15 protein-coding genes are annotated in these 20,008 nt (G+C 70.3%); 2 read left to right on the top strand and 13 right to left on the bottom strand.

All coding sequences use genetic code 11. The features are described from left to right. Window positions 1-50: 50 nt before the first annotated feature. A complete protein-coding gene (locus tag QRN27_RS09040) occupies window positions 51-1,895 on the bottom strand; it encodes a DUF2207 domain-containing protein (protein WP_285041921.1) in 1,845 nt (614 codons plus the stop codon). Between the two features lie 54 nt (window positions 1,896-1,949). Then, a complete protein-coding gene (locus QRN27_RS09035; RefSeq protein ID WP_285041919.1) occupies window positions 1,950-2,789 on the bottom strand; it encodes an aldo/keto reductase in 840 nt (279 codons plus the stop codon). 77 nt (window positions 2,790-2,866) lie between these two features. Here QRN27_RS09035 and QRN27_RS09030 point away from each other — a divergent pair, with 77 nt between their 5' ends. Continuing rightward, a complete protein-coding gene (locus QRN27_RS09030) occupies window positions 2,867-4,969 on the top strand; it encodes a S9 family peptidase (RefSeq protein WP_285041917.1) in 2,103 nt (700 codons plus the stop codon). A 60-nt stretch (window positions 4,970-5,029) separates the two neighbouring features. Here the strand turns inward: QRN27_RS09030 and QRN27_RS09025 are convergent, their stop codons facing one another. Further along, window positions 5,030-6,058: a 6-phosphofructokinase gene (locus QRN27_RS09025; RefSeq protein ID WP_056012269.1), complete on the bottom strand. Its 1,029-nt coding sequence runs from the start codon at window positions 6,056-6,058 to the stop codon at window positions 5,030-5,032. 127 nt (window positions 6,059-6,185) lie between these two features. Here QRN27_RS09025 and QRN27_RS09020 point away from each other — a divergent pair, with 127 nt between their 5' ends. Next, on the top strand, window positions 6,186-6,452 hold the full coding sequence (locus QRN27_RS09020) for a mycoredoxin (protein WP_056012271.1): 267 nt from the start codon (window positions 6,186-6,188) through the stop codon (window positions 6,450-6,452). Between the two features lie 57 nt (window positions 6,453-6,509). Here QRN27_RS09020 and QRN27_RS09015 read toward each other — a convergent pair whose 3' ends face one another. From QRN27_RS09015 to QRN27_RS08970, 10 genes are all read right to left on the bottom strand, one after another. Next, window positions 6,510-8,693, bottom strand: a complete 2,184-nt coding sequence (locus QRN27_RS09015; RefSeq protein WP_285041915.1) for a DEAD/DEAH box helicase — start codon at window positions 8,691-8,693, stop codon at window positions 6,510-6,512. A 166-nt stretch (window positions 8,694-8,859) separates the two neighbouring features. Further along, entirely contained in the window at window positions 8,860-9,252 is a 393-nt protein-coding gene (locus QRN27_RS09010; protein WP_285041914.1) for a DUF779 domain-containing protein, read from the bottom strand. A 108-nt stretch (window positions 9,253-9,360) separates the two neighbouring features. Then, on the bottom strand, window positions 9,361-10,884 hold the full coding sequence (exaC, locus tag QRN27_RS09005) for an acetaldehyde dehydrogenase ExaC (protein ID WP_285041912.1): 1,524 nt from the start codon (window positions 10,882-10,884) through the stop codon (window positions 9,361-9,363). Between the two features lie 113 nt (window positions 10,885-10,997). Continuing rightward, entirely contained in the window at window positions 10,998-12,278 is a 1,281-nt protein-coding gene (locus tag QRN27_RS09000; protein ID WP_285041910.1) for a GAF domain-containing protein, read from the bottom strand. Between the two features lie 75 nt (window positions 12,279-12,353). Then, window positions 12,354-14,648 carry a heavy metal translocating P-type ATPase gene (locus QRN27_RS08995; RefSeq protein WP_285041908.1) on the bottom strand — a complete coding sequence of 765 codons (2,295 nt, stop codon included), beginning with the start codon at window positions 14,646-14,648 and terminating at the stop codon, window positions 12,354-12,356. Beyond that, the gene (locus QRN27_RS08990) at window positions 14,648-14,872 is read right to left on the bottom strand and encodes a heavy-metal-associated domain-containing protein (protein WP_285041906.1); all 225 of its coding nucleotides are present in this window, start codon (window positions 14,870-14,872) and stop codon (window positions 14,648-14,650) included. Before QRN27_RS08990 ends, QRN27_RS08995 begins: the two co-directional genes overlap by 1 nt. 82 nt (window positions 14,873-14,954) lie before the next feature. Beyond that, window positions 14,955-15,953 carry a malate dehydrogenase gene (locus tag QRN27_RS08985; protein ID WP_285041904.1) on the bottom strand — a complete coding sequence of 333 codons (999 nt, stop codon included), beginning with the start codon at window positions 15,951-15,953 and terminating at the stop codon, window positions 14,955-14,957. Window positions 15,954-15,962: 9 nt separating this feature from the next. Continuing rightward, window positions 15,963-17,561 (bottom strand): SDR family oxidoreductase, encoded by a 1,599-nt coding sequence (locus QRN27_RS08980; RefSeq protein WP_194670500.1) that lies wholly within the window; start codon window positions 17,559-17,561, stop codon window positions 15,963-15,965. Between the two features lie 90 nt (window positions 17,562-17,651). Beyond that, window positions 17,652-18,512 (bottom strand): aldehyde dehydrogenase family protein, encoded by an 861-nt coding sequence (locus QRN27_RS08975; RefSeq protein ID WP_285041900.1) that lies wholly within the window; start codon window positions 18,510-18,512, stop codon window positions 17,652-17,654. After that, the gene (locus QRN27_RS08970) at window positions 18,509-20,005 is read right to left on the bottom strand and encodes an aldehyde dehydrogenase family protein (RefSeq protein WP_285041898.1); all 1,497 of its coding nucleotides are present in this window, start codon (window positions 20,003-20,005) and stop codon (window positions 18,509-18,511) included. Before QRN27_RS08970 ends, QRN27_RS08975 begins: the two co-directional genes overlap by 4 nt. Window positions 20,006-20,008: the final 3 nt, after the last annotated feature.

Genomic DNA, 20,008 nt, shown 5'->3' with positions numbered 1-20,008 from the left:
GCCGTACATGATCCTTACACCCTGCCCGGTCGAGGTCAACTCGACACCGATCACCGTCCGCCGCCCCCGCCTCCGCCGCCGCCGCCACCCGCGAAGCCGCCACCCGTCGAGCCGCCGGAGGAGCTCGCGCCTCCACTCGTCGACCACGACGCGGACGTGCTCGACGCCGATCCGGAGAAGCCGGAGAAGGCGTTCGCGAACATCGCCGCCTGGAACGGCGTGTTCGAGGCGTACCAGGACGGCGCGCTGCCGGCTTGCTCGTAGCGGACACCGAGTTCCTTCGCCCACTCGCGCTCCACGCCCCAGAGCACGGCGAAAGGTAGGAGCCGTTCGGTGAGCCGGACGAGCTGGCCGGGGTCGCCGAGGTCCACCCGTTCCGCACCGTCCGGGCTCTGCAGCATGCGGAACCGGTCCTGCTCCGCGAGCTCGAGGTAGTCGCGGAGGCCGAGCAACTCGTCCCGCGCCTCGGCGCCGGAGGCGGTGAGCGGTTTCGGCGCGATCGCCAGCCCGATCCCCGCGAGGAGCGCGGTCCCGGTCACGAACATCGCGGCGACCGACCAGCCGTTGTCCGCCCGTTGGGCGTAGGCGACCCCGAAGAAGACGATCCCAGCGACGCCGAGCACAGCGAGCGCGCCCACGATGATCCAGGCCCGCCCTGACGAGACCGAGCGTCGCAGGCCGCGGTCGAGCGCGGTCCGTTTGGCGGCCGCCAGCTCCGCCGTGACCGCCTTGCCGAGCGCCGGATCGACCTGCTTCATCTCCCGTGGCTGGTTCCGGTCGGGGAAGAGCGCGGCCAGTACGCGCCGTTCCTGCTCGTCAGTCACGCTGTCGTCGAGGTACTGCAGGGAGTAGTCCTTCTTGCCTGGTCCGTCCACGATCCGGAGCTTGCCGCGGACGGCGAGGCTGACGATCTGGGCGGCCATCGACGAGGCGGCACGACCGGCGAGGTCACCTGCCAGGAGGAGGTTCATCTGCTTCGGGACGGAGTACTGGGGCACGATGACGCCGCGACCGGGGTGGTCCCGCCAGAACCGCAGTCGGATCCAGAGGAGCGCGCCGAGCCCCGCGGCCGACAGCGCCCCGAGGACGATCGGGACGATGGAGAAGACGGGCGCCTCACCCGGTCGGGCCGGCTGGACGAAGGTGCCCGGCTCGAAACCGATGGCGACCGTGAGCGTCTGCCGCGCCTGGAGCGGGACCGAAGCGGTCGTGAAGACGTCTGCGTCCGCGTCCTCCGCCTGAGCGAGGTCGCACGGTGAGCTGTCCTCGGGATCGCCCCGGTAGCAGGCGCCTTCTCCGGTGAGCGCATCGGCGATGTCGGCGTCGACCCGCACCGTCATCTGCGCGTCCACGAACGGCTGGTCCCAGCCGGTGCCCGGCGCGTCCCAGTAGAACTCGTCCGCACGCGTGTCGCGATAGGCCCCGACCACCCCGCGCTGGGTGTACGTGATGACGTAGCTCTGCGTGCCGCGGACGTAGTCGTCCGTGCCGAGCGACAGCTCGAGGAAGTCGCCGTCGCGGTCGGCCTCCCATTCCACAGGCGCACCGTCGGCGTCGGTGACCGACACGATCTCCGTGTGCAGTGGTGCCCGGTCGAACTCGTCCGGGATCGCACGGATGATGCCCTTGTTCTGGTCGGACTCCGGGAACTCGGCGACGAAGGTCTCCACCGCCCGGAGCTCGGCCTGGCCGTCATCGCCCCGGGAGAGGGTGTACTCGCCGTCGAACGACGAGAAGGTGAAGTCGGACACGTCCGCGCGGGTCGCGGCGGCAACCGGTTCCGCCGTCGCCGTCATCACGACGAGCGGCGCGAGGACCGTCAGGAGCAGCGCGACCACGACGGGTCGTGATGCTCGCGGCTGGATCTGGGGCTGGCTGCGACGTCGGGGCTTCACCCCGCCAAGTCTAGGAGGAGGGTCCGCCGGGTGCGTGGCCGCACCCGCCGACGCTCACATCTCCTCGTGCGTGTTCGGGTCGCCGTCGAAGAGCCGACCGTCTGCACGACCGAGCGCGGTGATCGCCTGGACCTCCGCATCGCTCAGCTCGAACCCGAAGATGTCGAGGTTGGTCCGCTGCCGTTCCGCGGACGCGGACTTCGGGATCGGGAGGACGCCGCGCTGGTGGTGCCAGCGGAGCACGACCTGTGCCGGCGAGACGTCATGGGATGCCGCGGCAGTCGCGACGGGCTCCTCGGCGAACGGCGCCTGCGCCTTGCCGAGCGGGCTCCAGGCTTCCGTCAGGATGCCGTGCTCGCGGTGGAACGCGAGGAGGTCCTCCTGCGGGAAGTGCGGGTGCAGCTCGACCTGGTTGACGGCCGGCAGGACACCGGTCTCGTCGGCGAGCCGAGTCAGGAACTCCTCCGTGAAGTTCGAGACACCGATGCTCCGGACGAGACCCTCCCGCTGCAGCTGGATCATGGCCTTCCACGATTCGACGAAGCGGCCCACGGAGGGGTTCGGCCAGTGGATGAGGTACAGGTCGATGCGGTCGAGGCCGAGCGACTCCAGGGAACCGCGGCACGAGGTGATCGTCTCCTCGAAGCCGTGGTCGCGGCCCGGGAGCTTCGTCGCCACGACCAGCTCGTCACGGGGGACGTCGGTCTCGCGGACGGCGGCTCCGACCGCGTCCTCGTTCCGGTAGTTGACGGCGGTGTCGAGGAGCCGATAGCCGGCGTCGATCGCGGAGAGCGTGGCGTCGGTGCCCTCGCGCCCTCGCAGGGGGTAGGTGCCGAAGCCGATCGCGGGGACGCTCGAACCGTCGTTGAGGTCGAAGGTGGGGATGGTCGTCATCCCCCAACGCTAGACCCGTCGGCCCGCGGATGGCTCCGAGCGGGCTGGGAGGGTGCCGCCTCGACTAGCGTTGGACCATGGCGAAGCTCTCTGCCCCACGTGCCCAGACCCGACCGACCGAACGCACCCATCACGGTGACACCGTGGTGGACCCGTACGAATGGCTCCGCGAGAAGGACTCGCCGGAGGTGATCGAACATCTTGAGGCCGAGAACGCCTTCACAGCGCAGGAGACGGACCACCTCGCCGGCCTGCGGGAGCGCATCTTCCAGGAGATCAAGGGGCGCACCCTCGAGACCGACCTGTCCGTCCCGACCCGTGCGGGCGACTGGTGGTACTACGGACGGAGCGTTGAGGGCCGTCAGTACGGCATCCAGTGTCGGGTACCCGTCGCGGACGCCGACGACTGGACCCCTCCGACGCTGCCCGAGAGCGGTGCGGCGCCCGGCGAGCAGATCATCCTGGACGCGAACGTCGAGGCGGAGGGGCACGAGTTCTTCTCCCTCGGCAGCTTCGACGTCTCCGACGACGGCACCAGGCTCCTCTACGGGGTCGACGTCGAGGGCGACGAACGGTACACCGTCCGGGTCCGCGACCTCGCGACCGGCACCGACCTCGACGACGAGCTCCTCGGTACGGCCGGTGGCGCCGAGTTCTCGCCCGACGCGTCGGCGATCGTCTACACGACGGTCGACGAGAGCTGGCGGCCCGACACCGTGCACCTCCACCGGGTCGGCACGGCCCAGTCCGCCGACGTCGTCCTCTTCCACGAGCCGGACGAGCGGTTCTGGGTGGGTGCGGGCTTCACGCGCAGTCGCGCCCTGCTCCTCATCGAGGCGGGGTCGTCGGTCACGAGCGAGACCCGGCTCGTCTCCGCCGATGCGCTGACCGACGAGGCTCGGATCGTCTGGCCGCGGACCGAGGGCGTCGAGTACAGCGTCGAGCACCGCATCGCCGACGGCGACGACCGCCTGCTCATCCTCCACAACCGCGACGCCCCCGACTTCGAACTCGTCGAGGTGCCACTGGACGATCCACTGCAGGAACCGCGCGTCGTGGTCCCCCACAGCAGTGAGCGCCGACTCGAGGACGTCGAGGCGTTCGCCACCGTGACCACCGTCGCCTACCGACGCGACGGCCTGACGCGCATCGGCCTCCTCGACGCCACGACCGGCGACATCGACGAACTCGGCTTCGACGAACCCCTTTCGAGCGTCGGCTGGCACGGGAACGGCGAATGGACGCAACCGATGCTGCGATTCGGCTACGGCTCGCTCGTCACGCCGTCGACCGTGCTCGAACTCGACCTCCGCTCGGGCGAGCGGTTCGTCCGCAAGCAGCAGCCCGTCCTCGGCGACTACGACCCGGCGCGGTACGAGCAGTTCCGGGAGTGGGCGACCGCCACCGACGGGACGCGGGTGCCCGTCTCGATCGTGCGTCGGCGCGACCTCGAGGGCCCCGGGCCGCTCCACCTCTACGGCTACGGCTCCTACGAGGCGAGCATGGACCCGTCGTTCTCCATCGCCAGGCTGTCGATGCTCGACCGGGGCGTCACCTTCGCGATCGCGCACGTCCGCGGCGGTGGCGAGCTCGGCCGGCACTGGTACGAGGACGGCAAGAAGCTGCACAAGCAGAACAGCTTCAGCGACTTCGTCGACGTGGCCGACCACCTCATCGCCGACGGCTGGTCGACCGCCGGACAATTGGTCGCCGAGGGCGGCAGCGCGGGCGGCCTCCTCATGGGTGCGGTCGCGAACCGTGCGCCGGACCGGTTCGCGGGCATCCTCGCCGGCGTCCCGTTCGTCGACGCGCTGACGAGCATCCTCGACCCGTCGCTCCCGCTCACCGTCATCGAGTGGGACGAGTGGGGTGATCCGCTGCACGACCCCGAGGTCTACGCCTACATGAAGGCGTACAGCCCGTACGAGAACGTCGATCCGGCGAAGCAGTACCCGCGCATCCTCGCGACGACGAGCCTCAACGACACGCGCGTGCTCTACGTGGAGCCCGCGAAGTGGGTGGCCAGACTCCGCGACGCCGGTGCGCCCGCACTCCTCAAGATCGAGATGAGCGCCGGCCACGGCGGCGTGAGCGGGCGGTACAACGCCTGGAAGGAGCGCGCGGAGGAACTCGCGTGGCTGCTCGACGTGCTCGGCCTCGCCGAGACCGACGCCGCGTAGGCGGACGTGACGACGCCTCCACCCCGACCGGGGTGGAGGCGTCGTTCGTTCGTCGGGCGCCTAGCCGAAGAGGATGGCGGCCTCGTCGTAGCGCTCCTGCGGAACCGTCTTGAGCTTGCCGAGGGCCTCCTCGAAGCGGCAGTTGACGAGCTCGGTGCCGCGGAGGGCGATCATCGTGCCCCAGTCGCCGGCCATGACCGAGTCGATCGCCGCCATGCCGAGGCGGGTGGCGAGGACGCGGTCGTACGCGCTCGGCACGCCGCCGCGCTGCAGGTGGCCGAGCACCGTCGCGCGGGACTCGATGCCCGTGCGACGTTCGATCTCCGGTGCGAGGACGTCGGCGATCCCGCCGAGCCGGGGGCGGTTGAACGCGTCGAGCCCCTTCTCGGAGTGCGCGGACTCCATCGTGTCGAGGGTGAAGCCCTCGGATACGACGATGATCGGCGCGCGCCCGCGCTGGTAGACGCTGTCGGCCCACTCGCAGATCTGCTCGATGGACTGCGGCTGCTCCGGGATGAGGATGGCGTGCGCGCCGGCGGCCATGCCGGCGTGCAGGGCGATCCACCCCACGTGACGGCCCATGACCTCGATCACCATGCAGCGCTTGTGCGATTCGCCGGTGGTGCGCAGGCGGTCGATGGCCTCGGTCGCGATCTCGACGGCGGTGTCGAAGCCGAAGGAGTAGTCGGTGGCGTCGAGGTCGTTGTCGATGGTCTTCGGGACGCCGACGATCTTCAGTCCGGCGTCGGTGAGCCGCTTCGCCGCAGCGAGCGTGCCCTCGCCGCCGATCGCGATGAGGGCGTCGATCCCGAGGCGGTCCATGGTGTGCTGCACGTTCTCCGGGCCGCCGTGCGGGCCCTCGAACGGGTTCGTCCGGCTGGTGCCGAGGATGGTGCCGCCCTGCTTGGCGAGCCCCCGCACACTGTGGCGGTCGAGTGGCATGGTCAGCCCCTCGACCACACCTCGCCACCCGTCGCGGATGCCGATGAACTCCTGGTTGTGGATCTTGGTGCCCTTGAGCACCGCACCTCGGATGACCGCGTTCAGGCCGGGGCAGTCGCCGCCGCTCGTGAGCACACCAATTCTCATATCAACAGTCCTCATGGGGATCGGGGCACCGCCGGTGCCGGAAGTCATCCCTGACAATACCGTCTCGCCGCCGGTGGTTCATCCGGCCAGGGGCGGTGCCCCGGCGAGCCGGGGTTAGGCTGCTGGGATGAGTGCCGACGACTACCTTCCCGCCGATGGCGGCATCACCATGTTCTCCACCACCTGGTGCGGATACTGCGCCCGGCTGAAGCACCAGCTGTCGGCCGCAGGGATCCCCTTCACCGAGATCGACATCGAGCAGGTGCCGGGGACGGCCGAGCTCGTCGCCTCGCTCAACGGCGGCAACCAGACGGTCCCGACCGTCATCTACCCCGATCGTTCCACCGCGACGAACCCGTCGCTCGCGCAGGTGAAGACCGCACTCGGCGTCTGAGCACTGCGAGCTCCCACCGGGTGGCGAGGATCGCCGCCCGGTCGGACACACCGGGTGTCAGCCGCCCAGGGCCTCGCGCAACAGGTGGACGAGGGCGTTCAGCTGCACGGAGTCGACCGAGGCCACATCCTGATCGCTGCCGTCGAGCGCCCGGGCAGCGAGCCCCTGCTTGCTGTCGATGAGTTCGGCGACCTTGGAGTCGATCGTGTGGGCCGCGATGATGCGCCACGCCGTGACCGGCTCCTCCTGACCGATGCGGTGCACACGGTCGATCGCCTGCGTCTGCTCCGCCGCCGTCCACGACAGCTCGGCGAGCACGACGTTCGACGCGGCCTGGAGGTTGACGCCGACGCCTGCCGCCGTGAGCGAGCAGACCGCCACCGCGACCTCGGGATCGGTGTTGAAGGCGTCGATCGCGGCCTGGCGCGCCTGCGTCGTCTGGTCGCCGCGGAGCGACACGGTCTTCAAACCTCGACCGGCGAACAACTGCTCGGCGGCGTTCATGACGTCGATGTGCTTCGCGAAGAACACGACCTTGCCGACGGAGCGCGCGAGCTGGGCCGTGTAGTCGGCCGCAAGGACCGCCTTGGCCTGACCGATCTTCCGGATCATGGTGAACACGTTCTCCGTGCCACCGGCGGCCTTCGACTCGTCGAGTTCCGCCTGGGCGACCATGCGCATGAGCTCGGTGTTCGGGTCGTGCAAGGCGTCGACGCGTTCGCCACGGGACTCCAGGACACGCACGTAGCGCGACTTGAGACGCTGCCCGAGCTCGGCTTCGGCGTCGCGGATCGACCGGATCGCCTCGTCGTCGAGCTCGACCGGCAGGTCCGCGACCCGCTTCGCGGGGAGGTCCTTCGCCACGTCGAGCTTCTTGCGACGCACGATGCCCATGTCGATGACCGCGGAACGGGCTGCGGCGTAGAAGGCGTGCTCGGCCGGCGTGAGGCCGGTGTCCTCGAGCCGCTCCATGAGTTCGGCGGTGGGCTTGCCGTCCTTGATCCAGCCGAGGAACTGCCAGATGGCGTTGAAGTCCTCGACGTCGTTGATGAGCGGCGTGCCCGTCAGCGCGAGCAGCAGCGGGTCCTGGCCGGGGGTCGCCTTCCGGATCCGGTTCGCGAGGGACAGCACGTGCTGGGACCGCTGGGAGTGGAGGTTCTTGATGAAGTGGGCCTCGTCGACCACCATGCCGCGGAAGCCGAGGGTCCCGAGCCAGGCGAGGTGGCGGTCGAGGACCTCGTAGTTCACGATGATGACGTCGGCGAAGGCGTCGAGGGCCTGGCCGTCGCCGTGGATGACCGTGGCCCGGCGGTGCGGCGTCCACCGCTCGACCTCGCGAGCCCAGTTCATCTTCACGACGTTCGGGACGATGACGAGCAGCGGGTAGGCCTCCGCCACGGAGGCGGCGAGGACGGACTGCGCCGTCTTCCCGAGACCGGGCTCGTCGGCGAGCAGGAAGGAACGGTGCCCCTCCTTGACGCTCTCCACGAACCGCGCCTGGTGCTTCATGACCTCGAGGCCACGGGGCGACAACCGGTCGAGTTTCGGCGCGTCTGGGAGGTCCATCGAGGCTGCTCCCCCGCCGGAACCGAGCTCGAACGCCTTGTAGAGGGGGCCCATGAGCTCCCAGCTGTCGAGGCGACGGCGCACGGTCGGCTGCGGTGCCGCCTGGCTGAAGTCCGGGGCGAGGAAGGGATTGGCCAGCTGACGGGCCTTCACCGACTGCGGGATGACCTGCTTCTCGGCGAGCTCGGCCGGGACGACCGATTCCACAACGGGCTTCTCGACCGTGATGATGAGCTCGTCGGCGCTGAGTTCAGCGCCCGACTCGAGCAGCCAGTCACGACGGAGCCGCTGTGCGACCGGGCTCGTCGCGGCGTCCGCCTCGAGGAGCTGGATGAGCGAGGTGTCGCGCGCCGCGGTCTTCGCGAGGATGGTCGCGACGCCGTCGAGGCGCTTGAGGAGCTCGGCTCGGGTGGCGTCGCTGTAGCTCGTGTCGGCCTTGACCCGAGCGCGCTCCTCGCGGACCAGGAACGCGATGACCTGGTACTTGGTCCGGTTGGTGGGACCGACCTTGCCCTTCTGCGCCTTCGCCTCGACCTCGCGCACCTTGCGGGCGAGGATCGGGATGATGGGCGCGTCGTCGTCGTGGCGCGACGAGGACCCTCTGGGGTTCGAGCGGCCAGATGAACGGGTGCTGGAACGCCCCTGGGAACGGCGTTGCTGGCCGGTGTGCGGCATGCTCCTCCTGAGCAGTCGAGAATGCCTCATCGGCCGAGGGGCCGGAAGAGACGGGCGTCGGGCCCGACTGGTCGTCGTGGAGCAACAGAGCGTTGCACGAGACCGACACGGGCGCCCGACGGGCATGTGCCCAGTCTACGCCATCGGCCGCATCGCTCGCGAGCGCTCAGTCGGCGGCGTCCTCGAGGAGTCCGAAGCGCTCGAGCTCGGCGTCGTCGAGCATGCGCGAACGGATGAGGAAGCGCTGACCCGTGGGCGCCTCGACGCTGAACCCGCTCCCCCGGCCCCGGACCACGTCGATCGTGAGGTGCGTGAACTTCCAGTACTCGAACTGGGAGCGCGACATGTACACCTCGACGGGGGCGTCGAGTCCGGCGACGTCGAGGGTGTCGAGCAGGACGTCGACCGCCCCGGTGCGGAACATCCCGACGGGGTAGCACATGGGCGAGCTGCCGTCACAGCACCCGCCCGACTGGTGGAACATGAGCGGGCCGTGGACCGCGGTCATCTCGCGCAGGAGCGCGGCAGCCGTCTCGGTGACGTCGACCCGTCCGGTCATGGTGTCCTCCGTCGTCTCATCAAGGAATCTCCGAGCGGCCGTGCCGGTCCCCGGGGTCTGGTCCACGGGTGGCGCGACCCGAACGCGCGCCACCCGTGGACCCGTCGATCAGAAGAAGCCCATCGGGCCCTCTGCGTAGCTGACCAGCAGGTTCTTCGTCTGCTGGTAGTGGTCGAGCATCATCTTGTGGTTCTCGCGGCCGATACCCGACTGCTTGTACCCGCCGAACGCCGCGTGCGCCGGGTACTGGTGGTAGGTGTTCGACCACACCCGACCGGCCTCGATCGCCCGGCCCGCGCGGTAGAGCGTCGTCGCCTCCCGACTCCAGACACCGGCACCCAGGCCGTAGAGCGTGTCGTTCGCGATCGAGATCGCCTCGTCGTAGTCGGCGAAACTCGTCAGCGCGAGCACCGGGCCGAAGATCTCCTCCTGGAAGATCCGCATGTCGTTGGTGCCCTCGAACACGGTCGGCTGCACGTAGAACCCGCCGCTCAGTTCGCCGCCGAGATCGGCGCGCTCGCCACCGATCAACAGCTTCGCCCCACCCTGCTTGCCGATGTCCATGTACGACAGGATCTTCTCGAGCTGGTCGTTCGACGCCTGGGCACCGATCATCGTGTCTGTGTCGAGGGGGTTGCCCTGCTTGATCTTGCCGATGCGGACCAGCGCATCGCCCACGAAGCCGTCGTAGATCGACCGCTGCACGAGCGCCCGGCTCGGGCAGGTGCAGACCTCGCCCTGGTTGAGGGCGAACATGCTGAAGCCCTCCTGCGCCTTCTCGTAGTACTGGTCGTGCTCGCGCGCGACGTCCTCGAAGAACACGTTCGGGCTCTTGCCCCCGAGTTCGAGCGTGACCGGGATGAGGTTCTCGCTCGCGTACTGCATGATCAGGCGGCCGGTCGTGGTCTCGCCGGTGAAGGCGATCTTCCGGATCCGCGGGTGGGACGCCAGCGGCGCACCCGCCTCGATACCGAAGCCGTTGACGACGTTGAGGACGCCGGCGGGCAGCAGGTCCTTCACGAGGTCGACGATCAGGTGGATGGAGGCCGGGGTCTGCTCCGCCGGCTTCAACACGACGCAGTTGCCGGCGGCGAGCGCCGGCGCGAGCTTCCACACCGCCATGAGGATCGGGAAGTTCCAGGGGATGATCTGCCCGACGACGCCGAGCGGTTCGTGGAAGTGGTAAGCGACGGTGTCGTGGTCGAGTTCGGAGATGCCGCCCTCCTGAGCGCGGATGGCACCCGCGAAGTAGCGGAAATGGTCGATCGCGAGCGGGATGTCGGCGGCGAGGGTCTCGCGGACCGGTTTGCCGTTCTCCCAGCTCTCGGCGACCGCGATCTCCTCGAGGTGCTCCTCCATGCGGTCGGCGATCCGGTTGAGGATGACGGCACGCTCGGCGACGCTCGTCTTCGACCAGGCGGGGAACGCCTTCCACCCCGCCTCGACGGCGCGGTCCACGTCCGCCGCGGTCCCCCGGGCGATCTCGGTGAACACGGCGCCGGTGACGGGCGTCGGGTTCTCGAAATACTGTCCGTTCGCCGGCGGCACGTACTCGCCCCCGATGAAGTGGTCGTAGCGCGGTGCATAGTTGAACACGGCACCTTCGGTACCCGGATTGGCGTAGACGGTCATGGCACTCCTTGTCGACGACGTTGTCGGTGGCCGCACCGCTCAGGTGCGTGCGGCCGACGCTACCGGCGGGCAGGTTGCATGAAGTTGCACCACGGCTCGACCCGGATCGACGGTCAGCTCGCCGCGAGATCGGCTTCGAGTGCCTCCACCCGGGCGACGATCCCCGCCCGCTTCGGCGAGCGCGGCGGGAGTGCTCGCAGGCAGGTGTGGAGGACCTCGAGGTCGTCGGGGGCGGCGGCGCTCCCGAGGTAGTCGTACAAGAGGTCCGCCGACGCGTCGGTCAGCATCGCCTCGCGGAGCCTGGTCGACACCAGTTCGCGCAGCTCGACGATGCCGGGCGCGGTGGAGTCGGGGAGCAGCGGGCCCGGGTACGCGGCGAGCGCAGCGCGGTGGGCGCCGCGGTCGAGCAGGGACAGCACCTGGTGGGCGTCGAGCTGGAGGGGTGCGGTGAGACGATACGGGCGAGAGGCGGGGACGAGTGACGGCGCGGACGCGGTCAGCACCCTCCGGAGTCGCACGAGCTCGGCCCGCAGGGTGACCGCCGCCTCGTCGGCGTCGTAGAGCCGGTCGGCGAGCGCTTCGGCATTGAGACCCTGACGATGCCAGGACAACAGCGTCAGGATCTCGGCGTGACGGCGGCTGAGTTCGGTCGGCAGGTCCGACCCGTGCCCGACGAGCAGCCCGGTGTCGCGGCCGAGCACCTGCAGTCCCGCCCGGACCACGGTCGGACGGGGCGTCTCCCGACGTCGGCCGCGTCCGGTCGAGGAACGATCGGCGAGCGCCCGCAGGCGTTGCACCATGATCTCGGACTCCACGGCTGCCGCGGTCGCCTCCATGAGCGGCAGTGCGTGGGAGGCGACGGCCTGCGGTCCCCCGGTGATGTCGATCACCCCGATGATCCGCCTCGTCTCCGGATCGTGGACGGGCACGGCCGTACAGCTCCACGGGTGCACGAGCCGGTTGAAGTGCTCGGCCGCGTGGATCTGGATCCCGTGGTCGAGCTCGAGCGCGGTGCCCGGCGCGCTCGTGCCGACCTCGCGCTCCGACCAGCCGGCGCCTTCGACGAACAACATGCCCTCCGCCTGACGACGCAGGTGGCGGTCGCCGTCGACCCAGAGCAATCTGCCCATGGCGTCGCCGACCGCGACGAGCATGCCGGAGTCGTCGTCGGCGTCGTCGACGAGCAGCCTCGTGATCACCGGCAGGACGCCGGCGAGTGGATGACCGAGCCGGTGGTCGCGCAACTCGTCCTCGTCGAAGGCGAGCTCGGGCATGAGGTTGTCCGGGTCGAGGTGGCGGTCCATCGACCGCTCCCACGACTCGCGGACGAGCCGCCTCACGAGTCCGCGCTGCGCGTCGGCACGCGCCGGGGCCGCCAGCCAGGGACTGGTCACCTCACCACCACCCATCCACGTCGACCGGTTCTGCGGACAGTGTAACCGTCGCAGCCCGGCAGGTGGCGGATGTCCTCAGGCGGCCGGACGGAACCGCCGGAGGCGCAGGCTGTTGAGCACGACGAACACGCTCGAGAACGCCATCGCCGCTCCCGCGATCATCGGGTTGAGGAGCCCGAGCGCCGCGAGCGGGATCGCCGCGACGTTGTAGGCGAACGCCCAGAAGAGGTTGCCCCGGATGATGCGGAGGGTCCGTCTCGACAGCCGGACCGCGTCGATGGCCGTGGCGAGCGAACCGGAGACGATGCTGAGGTCGGCGGCGCTCTTGGCCGCGTCGGTCCCCGTCCCCATGGCGACACCGAGGTCGGCGGTCGCGATCGCGGCTGCGTCGTTCACCCCGTCGCCGATCATCGCGACGCGGTGACCGTCCGCCTGCAGGCGTTCGACGGCGGCGACCTTGTCCATCGGGCTCGCGTCGGCGATCACCTCGGTGATCCCGACCTCGGCCGCGACGCGCGCGGCGACGGCCGCGTTGTCACCGGTGAGCAGCACCGGCGTCATCCCGAGCGACACGGCACGCCGGACGGCGGCCCGCGCCTCCGGCTTGACGGTGTCCGCGACCTCGACGATCCCGCGGACCTCGCCGTCCCAGGCGACGACCACGACGGTGCTCGCGCGTTCCGCTGCGGCCCCGAGCGCTGCCGTGGCCGCAGGTCCGGTCCGGAAGCCCCGGTCCTCGGCGAACGCGGGGCGTCCGACGAGGACGGTCCCTCCACGAACGGTCCCGGTGACCCCGAGACCCTCGAAGCTCGCGAAGTCCGAGACCGCCGGAGGCGTTCCGCCACGACGTGCGGACTCCTCGACGATCGCCTCGGCGATGGGGTGCTCGGAGTCGGCTTCGAGCGCTGCCGCGAGGTCGAGCGCCGCGTCGGCGGCACCCTCCGCCCACACCTCGGTCACGCTCATCCGCCCCGAGGTGATGGTGCCGGTCTTGTCGAGCAGGACACGGTCGATGCCGCTCGCGCGTTCGAGGGCCTCCGGCCCGGCGATCAGGATGCCGAGCTGCGCTCCTCGACCGGTGCCGACGAGCAGGGCGACCGGGGTGGCGAGGCCGAGCGCACAGGGGCAGGCGATGATCAACACGGCGACGGCAGCAGTGAAGACGGCCTGCACCGACGAGCCCGCGGCGATCCACACGATCGCGGTCGCGACCGCCGTGACGAGCACGACGGGCACGAACACACCGGAGATGCGGTCCGCGAGGCGTTGGATGCGACTCTTCCCGAGCTGAGCGGCCTCGACCGCCTGTGCCATCCGCGCGAGCCTCGTCTGGGTCCCGACGGCGGTGGCACGGACCACGAGCGATCCGCCGCGCGCGATCGTGCCGCCGGTGACCGGCGAACCCGCCGTCTTCTCCGCGGGGACCGACTCCCCCGTCATCAAGCTCTCGTCGACGCTCGCGGCGCCCTCGACGACCACGCCGTCGGTCGCGACCGACTCGCCCGGCCGCACGAGGAACAGGTCGCCCACGAGGAGGCGGTCGACGGGGACACGCTCCTCCTGGCGGGTCGCCGCCATCAGGTCGCTCGGATCGGCGGCCCGTTCTCGGAGGATCGACACCTCGGAGGCACCGGCCGTCATCAGATCGCGGAGCGCCGCCCCGGCACTCCGCTTCGACCGTTGCTCGATGAGCCGCCCGGCGAGGAGGAACACGGTGACCCCGGCCGCCACCTCGAGGTAGAGGGCACCCGACGGGTCGGCGTCAGGAGCGAAGAAGGTGAACTCGTGGCGCATGCCGGTCATCCCGGCCATGCCGAAGAAGAGCGCCCAGAGCGACCACAGGTACGCGGCCCCAGTCCCGAGGGTGATGAGCGTGTCCATCGTCACCGAGCCGTGACGCAGTGTGGCGAACGTCGCGCGGTGGAACGGGTAGCCGCCCCAGAACACCACAGGGGTCGCCAGCGTGAGCGACAGCCACTGCCAGTGGTCGAACTGCCACGCAGGGACCATCGCGAGCAGGATGACCGGGAGGGCCAGCACCGTGCTGACGACGAGTCGGGTGCGGAGGGTCGTCACCGTCGCCGAAGGGTCGGACGCCGGCCCCGGCGTCGGAGCGTCCTCGCGGCCCGTTCCGGCGCGATCGTCCGCACCGGGACGCACCGTCGCCGTGTACCCGGCCTTCGCGACCGCTGCGACCAGCTCGTCAGCGGTGACGGCGGCCGGCGCCGTGACCGTCGCGCGCTCGGTGGCGAGGTTCACCTGCGCCTCGACACCGTCGAGCGCCGTGAGCCGCTTCTCGACCCTGGCCACGCAACTCGCGCACGTCATGCCCTCGATGTCGAGATCGAGGGTCTGCAGCGGCGCGCCCATCAGCGACGACCGACGAGGGTGTAGCCGGCCTCCTGGACGCCAGCGCCGACGGCCGCCTCGTCGGACGACGACGGACCGGCGACCGTGACCGTCCCCGCCTCGAGGTCCACGGCGACGTCGTCGACGCCGGACAACGCGGACAGCTCGGCCGTGACCGCGGACACGCAGTGCGCGCAGGTCATGCCGTCGACCCGGTAGGTGGTGGTTGCGGTGGTTTCGGACATGCGTCCTCCTCAGGATCTCGGAGCCACCACTATACCCCCAGGGGGTACCCCCTGCAACCGTTCGGCCGACGTCTCAGCAGGGTCAACCGAGGAGGCCGAGCTCCCGCACGGCGGACCGCTCCTCCTCCAGTTCCGCCACCGAGGTGTCGATGCGCTGCTGCCAGACGGGCGCGATCTCGAGCCCCTCGACCACCTGCCACCGACCGTCGACCGATCGCGCCGGGAACGAGCTGACCAGGCCCTCCGGCACGCCGTACCAGCCCTCCGAGGGCAGCGCCACGGACGTCCAGCGATCCGGCCGCTCCGGTGTGGCCGTGCCGCAGACCCAGTCGTGGACGTGGTCGATGGCGGCCGCCGCAGCCGAGGCTGCGGAGGACGAGCCGCGGACGGCGATGATCTCCGCGCCGCGCTTCGCCACCCGGGGGATGAACTCCTCCGCGATCCAGGCATCGTCGACCAGCTCGAGCGCCGGGCGACCTCCGACCGTCGCGTGGGAGAGGTCGGGGACCTGCGTCGCCGAGTGGTTCCCCCAGATGACGACGCCGTCGATGTCGGACACCGGCGCGCCGGTCCTGGCCGCCAACTGCGCGACGGCACGGTTGTGGTCGAGGCGAGTCAGGGCGGTGAACCGTTCCGGCGGCACCCCGGTCGCGGCTGCCTGCGCGATGAGGGCGTTCGTGTTGGCCGGGTTCCCGACCACCAGCACCCGGACGTCGTCGGCCGCGCCAGCGCCGATCGCGGCGCCCTGGGGCGCGAAGATGCCGCCGTTCGCCGCCAGCAGGTCGCCACGCTCCATCCCAGGACCACGCGGCCGGGCGCCCACGAGCAGGGCGATGTTCGCGCCGTCGAAGGCACGTGCCGCGTCCGTCGTCGCCTCGACGCCGGCGAGCAGGGGGAAGGCGCCGTCCTGCAGCTCCAGGGCAGTGCCCTCGGCCGCGCCGAGGCCCTGCGGGATCTCCAGCAGTCGCAGGACGACGGGACGTTCAGGCCCGAGCAGCTGCCCTGAAGCGATGCGGAACAGGAGGGAGTAGCCGATCTGGCCGCCCGCTCCCGTGACGGTGACGACGGTGGGTTCGCTCATACGACCACGCTACTCCGCGACCTCCGGTGCCGGCCTCGACGCCTGCAGCTCGGCCTCCGCGGAGTCGACGGCCTCGTGCTCCTCCGGCGAGACCGGGGACACCCGGTTCTTCCGCTGAGCGGAACGCTCCGAGGGCAGCGCGACGGCCGCCTCGGTGATCCGGTTGGCCATCCCGTTGAAGATGATCCCGTGGAACGGCAGGATCGCGAACCAGTACAGCCGGCCGCCGAGGCCCTTCGGGAAGAAGACCGCACGCTGCCGGTAGACCGAGCCGTCGCCGACCGGGGTCGCGCTCATCTCCAGCCACGCCAGACCAGGCACTCGCATCTCAGCACGCAGGCGCAGCATGCGGCCACGCTCCAGGTACTCGACGCGCCAGAAGTCGAGGGCGTCGCCGACACTCAGTCGCTGGGGATCGTCGCGGCCGCGACGGAGCCCGACGCCGCCGACGAGCTTGTCCATCCAGCCGCGGACCGCCCACGCCAGGGGGAACGAGTACCACCCGTTCTCGCCGCCGATCGACTCGATCACGGAGAAGAGCCGATCCGCGTCCGCGGACGTCTTGCGCTCCTTGAGGTCGATGTAGACGACGTGCCCCGCCCAGTCCGGGTCGCTCGGCAACGGGTCGCTCGGCGCGCCGGCGACCGTCGCGTTCCGCCAGGAGGTCTCCACCTCGCCGTCCTTCATCCGCTGCAGCGCGAGTCGGACCGCCCGACGATAGCCGGTCAGCCCGCCCTCCGGCGGCGGGATCACCGCGTCGATGTCGTGGTCCCCCATGACGCAGTCGACCAGGAGGGATTCGATGATGGGCGACGCCAGACGACGCGGGATCGGCGTGACGAGGTTGACCCACTGCGAGGCCAACCACGGGGTGAGCACCGGCAACGGGGCGATCGGGCGCTGCGGGAGACCGGCCTCCACCGCGTATCCGTTCATCATCTGGCCGTACCGGAGGACGTCCGGCCCGCCGATGTCGAACGCGCGGTTCACGTCGCGGTCCACCTCGGCGCCCGCCAGCAGGTAGTGCAGGACGTCCCGTACCGCGATCGGCTGGATGAAGTTCCGGACCCAGCGGGGTGCCGGCATGTACGGGAGGATGTCCGTCAGATGCCGGATCATCTCGAACGAGGTCGATCCGGAACCGATGACCACGCCGGCCTGCAGCACGAGCGTCGGCACACCGGATTCGAGGAGGATCCGTCCGACCTCGGTGCGAGACCGCAGGTGCTTCGACAGCTCGACACCGTCCGGGTGCAGGCCGCCCAGGTACACGATGCGGGAGACGCCGGCCGCCGCAGCCGCAGCCGCGACGTGCTCCGCGGCGTCGTACTCCGTCTGCTCGAAGTCGCCCTTCCCGCCCATCGAGTGCACGAGGTAGTAGACGACGTCCACGTCCACGCAGGCCGCCTTGACCGCGGCCGCGTCGCCGAGGTCACCCTCGACGACCTCCACGTCGTCCCGCCACGGCACGTCGGTCAGCTTCTGCGGCGAGCGCACGAGCACCCGCACCACGTACCCGGCCTCCAACAGGCGCGGGACGAGCCGCCCGCCGATGTAGCCGGTGGCACCCGTGACGAGCACGCGCTTCGGAGTCGATGATTCGGTCATGGACGCAACGTTACGGCCCCACGACGACAGCGTCGCCCGGCTGTACAGCCGGGCGACGCTGTGCAAGCACCACGGGGGTGCTGCTTCGGACTACAGGAGGGCCTTCGTGTGCCAGACGGTCTTCACCTCGGTGAACGCGGTGATGCGGTCGAGGCTCGCCGGGACGGCCCCGGTGGCACCGCTCGGACGGACGACGCGCTTCAGCGTCTCCGCTGCAAGGACTTCGAGCTCGATCCAGTCGAGCGCCCCTGCGCCCGCGAGGTCGATCGCGTTGACGTCCGCGTGTGACGCGAGCCACGGTGCCATCTCGGCGGGCGAGCCCGTGAGCACGTTGACCACGCCACCGGGGACGTCGCTCGTCGCCAGCACCTCCGCCAGGCTGATCGAGGACAGCGGGAACCGCTCGCTCGCGATGACGACCACCGTGTTCCCGGCGACGAGCGCCGGGGCGACGACGCTCACGAACCCGAGGAGCGACGACTCCTGCGGCGCGATGAGCGCGACGACGCCCGTCGGTTCCGGCACCGAGAGGTTGAAGTACGGACCCGAGACGGGGTTCGCTCCCCCGACGACCTGGACGTACTTGTCCGCCCACCCCGCGTACCAGACCCAGAGGTCGATGGCCTCGTCGACCTGGGCCGCGGCGGCTGCCTGCGACACGCCCTCCGCCCGGACGATCTCATCCACGAACTGGGCGCGACGCCCCTCGAGGAGTTCGGCGATGCGGTAGAGCACCTGGCCGCGGTTGTACGCGGTGGCGCCGGACCATCCGCCGAGCGCGGAGCGCGCGGCGACGACCGCGTCACGGGCGTCCTTCCGCGATGCGAGCGACGCGTTCGCCAGGAACCCGCCTGTCGAGTCGGTCACCTCGTACGTCCTTCCGGATTCACTGCGGGGGAACTTGCCGCCGATGGCGAGCTTGTAGGTCTTGGGGACGGTGAGGCGGCTCATCGCTGCTCCTCCTTCGTGGTGCTCGTGGCCGGTGCGGAGGCTGCGGTGACGCTCGATCCGGCCGGCGCGAGGTACGCACCGAGACCGTGTCGTCCGCCTTCGCGGCCGTACCCGGACTCCTGGTAGCCGCCGAAGGGGCTGGCCGGGTCGAAGCGGTTGAAGGTGTTCGCCCAGATGACGCCGGCGCGCAGCTTGTCGGCCACGGCGAGGATCCGGCTGCCCTTGTCGCTCCAGATGCCGGCCGACAGCCCGTACGGGGTGTTGTTCGCCTTGGCGATGGCCTCGGCGGGGGTCCGGAAGGACATGACCGACAGGACCGGCCCGAAGATCTCCTCGCGCGCGATCCGGTGGCTGGTCGACACGTTCGTGAAGATCGTGGGCGCGAACCAGAAGCCGTTCTCAGGCAGCTCGCACGCCGGGCTCCAGCGCTCCGCGCCCTCGAGCTCGCCGATGTCGGAGAGCTCGCGGATGCGGGCCAGCTGCTCGGCCGAGTTGATCGCGCCGACGTCGGTGTTCTTGTCGAGCGGGTCGCCGACGCGCAGCGTCTGCAGTCGCTGCTTCAAGCGGTCGACGACCTCGTCGTGGATGCTCTCCTGGACGAGGAGCCGCGAACCCGCGCAGCAGACGTGCCCCTGGTTGAAGAAGATGCCGTTGACGATGCCCTCGATCGCCTGGTCGATGGGCGCGTCGTCGAACACGATGTTGGCAGCCTTGCCGCCGAGCTCGAGCGTCAGCCGCTTGTCCGAACCCGCGATGGTCTTCGCGATCTCCCGGCCGACGGCCGTCGAGCCGGTGAAGGCGACCTTGTTGACATCCGGGTGGCGGACGATCGCCGCGCCCGTCGCGCCGGCACCGGTGACGATGTTGACGACACCCGCGGGGAGTTCCGCCTGCTGGAGGATCTCGGCGAAGATGAGCGCGGTCAGCGGCGTGGTCTCCGCGGGCTTGATGACGACGGTGTTCCCCGCGGCGAGCGCCGGGGCGACCTTCCAGGCGAGCATCAGCAGAGGGAAGTTCCACGGGATGACCTGGCCGGCGACGCCCAGGGCGCGAGGGTTCGCGCCGAGACCGGCGTAGTCGAGCTTGTCGGCCCAACCCGCGTAGTAGAAGAACCAGGCGGCGACGAGCGGGACGTCCACGTCGCGGGACTCCTTGATGGGCTTGCCGTTGTCGAGGCTCTCGGCGACCGCCAGTTCGCGGGCGCGTTCCTGGACGAGCCGCGCGATCCGGAAGAGGTACTTGCCGCGATCGGCGCCCGACAGCTTCGACCACACGCGGTCGTAGGCACGCCTGGCCGCGACGACCGCGCGGTCGACGTCGGCGTCGCTCGCGGCGGAGATCGTCGCGATCGGCTGCTCCGTGCTCGGCGAGATCGTCTGGAAGGAGCCGCCGGTCCCCTCCGTGAACTCACCGTCGATGAAGAGGCCGTACTCGGAGCGGAGGTGGAGGACCGAGGTCGACTCCGGGGCTGGTGCGTATTCGAGGAAGCTCATGAT

Source organism: Plantibacter sp. LMC-P-059a, assembly GCF_030209505.1.
Taxonomy (GTDB): domain Bacteria; phylum Actinomycetota; class Actinomycetes; order Actinomycetales; family Microbacteriaceae; genus Plantibacter.
The sequence above is the reverse complement of the archived record's forward strand: the minus strand, read 5'-3'. Positions and strand labels throughout refer to the sequence as shown.